The 3,396-nt window shown below is 50.1% G+C and carries 2 protein-coding genes; both read right to left on the reverse strand.

Annotated features, from left to right (window positions below; translation table 11 throughout):
- Positions 1-86: 86 nt before the first annotated feature.
- Positions 87-335 carry a hypothetical protein gene (locus QUB11_RS27180; RefSeq protein WP_333392091.1) on the reverse strand — a complete coding sequence of 83 codons (249 nt, stop codon included), beginning with the start codon at positions 333-335 and terminating at the stop codon, positions 87-89.
- A gap of 97 nt (positions 336-432) precedes the next feature.
- On the reverse strand, positions 433-3,396 hold a 2,964-nt coding region (locus tag QUB11_RS27185), incomplete at its 5' end, for a Calx-beta domain-containing protein (protein WP_333392092.1).

The following is a 3,396-nucleotide window of genomic DNA, read 5'->3' on the forward strand; positions in this document are numbered from 1 at the left end:
CGCCCGTCCTTTTTGGACGGGCGGGACGCCCATCCCACTTTCAAGAGTGGAAGTTATTTAATTCTCATTCCTTAGTTAGTACCAACTTAAAAGCTGTACAAAATGTGCAGTAAGACGATCGAATAAAAAAAGCCCAAATCCACAGGGCAAAATCGATTCAGTGAAGTAAAGCTATGTCCGAAAGTTCCTTTGATAAAACTAAAAACTGCCCAAAATGTACCGAATGTCAAAGTGCCATCTTGGTTTGATTCTCCCATCTTGTGGGCGATCGCTAAAGCCACCTTTTGGTTAATCTTAGCATTGCTCCCAGTCTGGGGAGTTGGCAGATGTGGCAACTGTTACGTTTTTATATTCATAATTTCAATATACAAGGGTTCAAGGTCGTACTCGAATAACGGGCTTAGCATCTAAGAGTACGACCTTGAAAGGGTGCTATAAGACTGAATTAACCAATGGGTTGAAGGCGACCAAACCAGGAATACGATTCGGGTCAGTGCCGCCCACAATCGGGTCTGTAGGTGAAGGCCACAACCAGTTCTGGGTGCCAGCGACTGTCATAGTAGGATTAGCGATCGCCGCCCCGTCGAAAGAGTTGGTGATGAAATTGCTCATATCCACTGTTCCCGACCCTGAACCACCAAGCAAGCTGGAATCCTGTAGCCCGCTATCACCGATCGCACTAGCCGAACGAAAGCCAGTAAGTAGGTCGGGGGTCATGCCCGATGAACTTAAGTTAGTCATCATAGTAGGTGCAACAACATCATTGTCCACTATGATCAAAGTGGCGGTGCTTTGCGTTCCAACCGTGGCATTGCCTGTAGCAATAGCCAAACTTAAGCGGACAGTTTCGTCAAGCTCTGACACACTATTCTCCTGGATCGGAATAGTGATGGTTTTGGGCGTGCTGTCTCCAGAAGCAAAATTAACAGCAATGGGACTAATATTGATGTAGTCACTAGGAGTTCTGGCAGTACCATCGGTCAAGTTCACTGTGGCTGAGACTGCACCAATAGCACTGCCAATGCGTGTAACTGTCACGGCTGCAATCGGCGTGCCATCTTCGTTGACACGGAAGGTAGGAGCACTAAATTGCAGGGTGCTGTCATTGTCTACGATCGTCGTAACGGCGGTGCTTTGCGCTCCAATCGTGGCATTGCCTGTAGCAATAGCCAAACTTAATTTGAGATTTTCGTTACCCTCCACCAAAGTGTCATCGATAATGGGAATATTGACTATCTTGGGTGCAGAATCCCCAGCGGCAAAATTGACAAAGATGAGAGTATTGTCGTAGTCACCAGGGGCGATCGCAGTTCCATTGGCTAAGTTCACGGTAGCTGAAACTGCGTCAGCACTACTGCCAGTGCGAGTGACTGTCACGGGTAAAACCGCTACGCCATTTTCTCTGATCCTGAAAGTACCAGAACTAAATTGCAGGGTGCTGTCATTGTCAATGATGTCGAAAGTGGCGGTACTTTGGGTGCCAATCGAGGCATTGCCCATCGGGCTGCCCAAAGTTAAGGTGAGATTTTCGGTAGGCTCTACCAAGGTGTCGTTGACAATGGGAATGGTGACGACTTTGGGTGCAGTGTCCCCAGCGGCAAAATTGACAACGATCGGAGTACCGGTGTAGTCAGCAGAGGCTGTAGCAGTTACACCGGCCAAGCTGACGGTTGCTGAGACTGCACCAGAGGCTACACCTGTGCGAGTAACTGTCACGGCTGCAATGGGAGTTCCATCTTCATTGGCGCTGAAGGTAGGAGCACTAAATTGCAGGGTGCTGTCATTGTCTACGATCGTCGTAACGGCGGTGCTTTGGGTTCCAATCGTGGCGCCTGTCGGGCTCTCCAAGGTTAAGTTGATAGTTTCGTTACCCTCGAACAAAGTGTCGTTGATAATGGGAAGATTGACGACTTTGGGTGTGTTGTCCCCATCGGCAAAATTAACAGCGATGACAGTACCGGTGTAATCAGCAAGGGCTGTAGCAGTTCCACCGGCCAAGGTGACGTTGGCTGAGACTGCACCGATAGTGCTGCCAGTGCGAGTGACTGTCACGGCTGCAACGGGCGTTCCATTTTCGTTGACTCTGAAGGTAGGAGCACTAAATTGCAGGGTGCTGTCATTGTCTAAGATGTTCAAAGTGGCGGTACTTTGGGTGCCAATGGTGGCATTGACGCTCGGGTCAACCAAACTTAAATTGACTGTTTCGGTAGGCTCTACCAAGGTGTCGTTGACGATCGGAATAATGACGGTTTTGGGTGCAGAATCCCCATCGGCAAAATTGACAGGAATCAAAGTACCGGTGTAGTCACCAGGGGCGATCGCAGTACCATTAGTCAAGTTCACGTTGGCTGACACAGCACCAGCACTACTGCCAGTGCGAATGACTGTCACGGCTGCAACGGGCGTTCCATCTTCGTTGACGCCAAAGGTAGGGGAACTAAATTGCAGGCTGCTGTCATTGTCTACGATGTTGACAGTGGCGGTATTTTGCGTTCCAATCGTGGTATTGCCTGTCGGGCTACCCAAGGTTAAGCTGACAGTTTCGTTACCTTCTACCAAAGTGTCGTTGACGATCGGAATATTGACGACTTTGGGTGTGGTGTCGCCATCGGCAAAATTGACAGCGATCGCAGTATTGGCGTAGTCACCAGGGGCTACAGCAGTTCCATCGGCCAAGGTGACGGTGGCTGACACAGCACCAGCGCTGCCACCCGTGCGAGTTACTGTTACGGTTGTGATTGGGGTTCCATCTTCGTTGACACTGAAGCTGGAGCCACTGAATTGCAGGCTGCTGTCATTGTCTACGATGTCCAAACTGGCGGTACCTTGCGTTCCAATCGTCGCACCGCCTGTCGGGTTAACCAAACTTAAGTTGACAGTTTCGGTACCCTCTACCAAAGTGTCGTTGACGATCGGAATATTGATCGTCTTGGGTGCAGAATCGCCAGCACCAAAATTGACAAGGATGGGAGTATTGGCGTAATCAGCAGGGGCTGTAGCACTACCATTGGCTAGGTTCACAGTAGCTGAAACTGCTGCGGTACTGCTGCCAGTACGAGTGACTGTCACGGCTGCGCTCGTCGTCCCATCTTCGTTGACGCTGAAAGTAGGAGCACTAAATTCCAGGCTGCTGTCATTGTCCACTATGTCCAAGGTAGCGGTGCTTTGCGTTCCAATCGTTGCACCATTCGGGTTGGTCAAAGTTAAGTTGAGTGTTTCGGTATCCTCCACCAAGGTATCGTTGGCGATCGGAATGGTGATGGTTTGGGGTGCAGCATCCCCAGCGGCAAAATTGACAGTCAGGGGAGTATTGGTGTAATCATCAGGGGCGATAGCAGTATCATCACTCAATTCCACCGTGGCACTGGCTGCACCAGTCGTACTGCCAGTACGTGT

Source organism: Microcoleus sp. B6-A1, assembly GCF_036705085.1.
In the GTDB taxonomy this organism is placed as follows: Bacteria; Cyanobacteriota; Cyanobacteriia; order Cyanobacteriales; family Microcoleaceae; genus Microcoleus.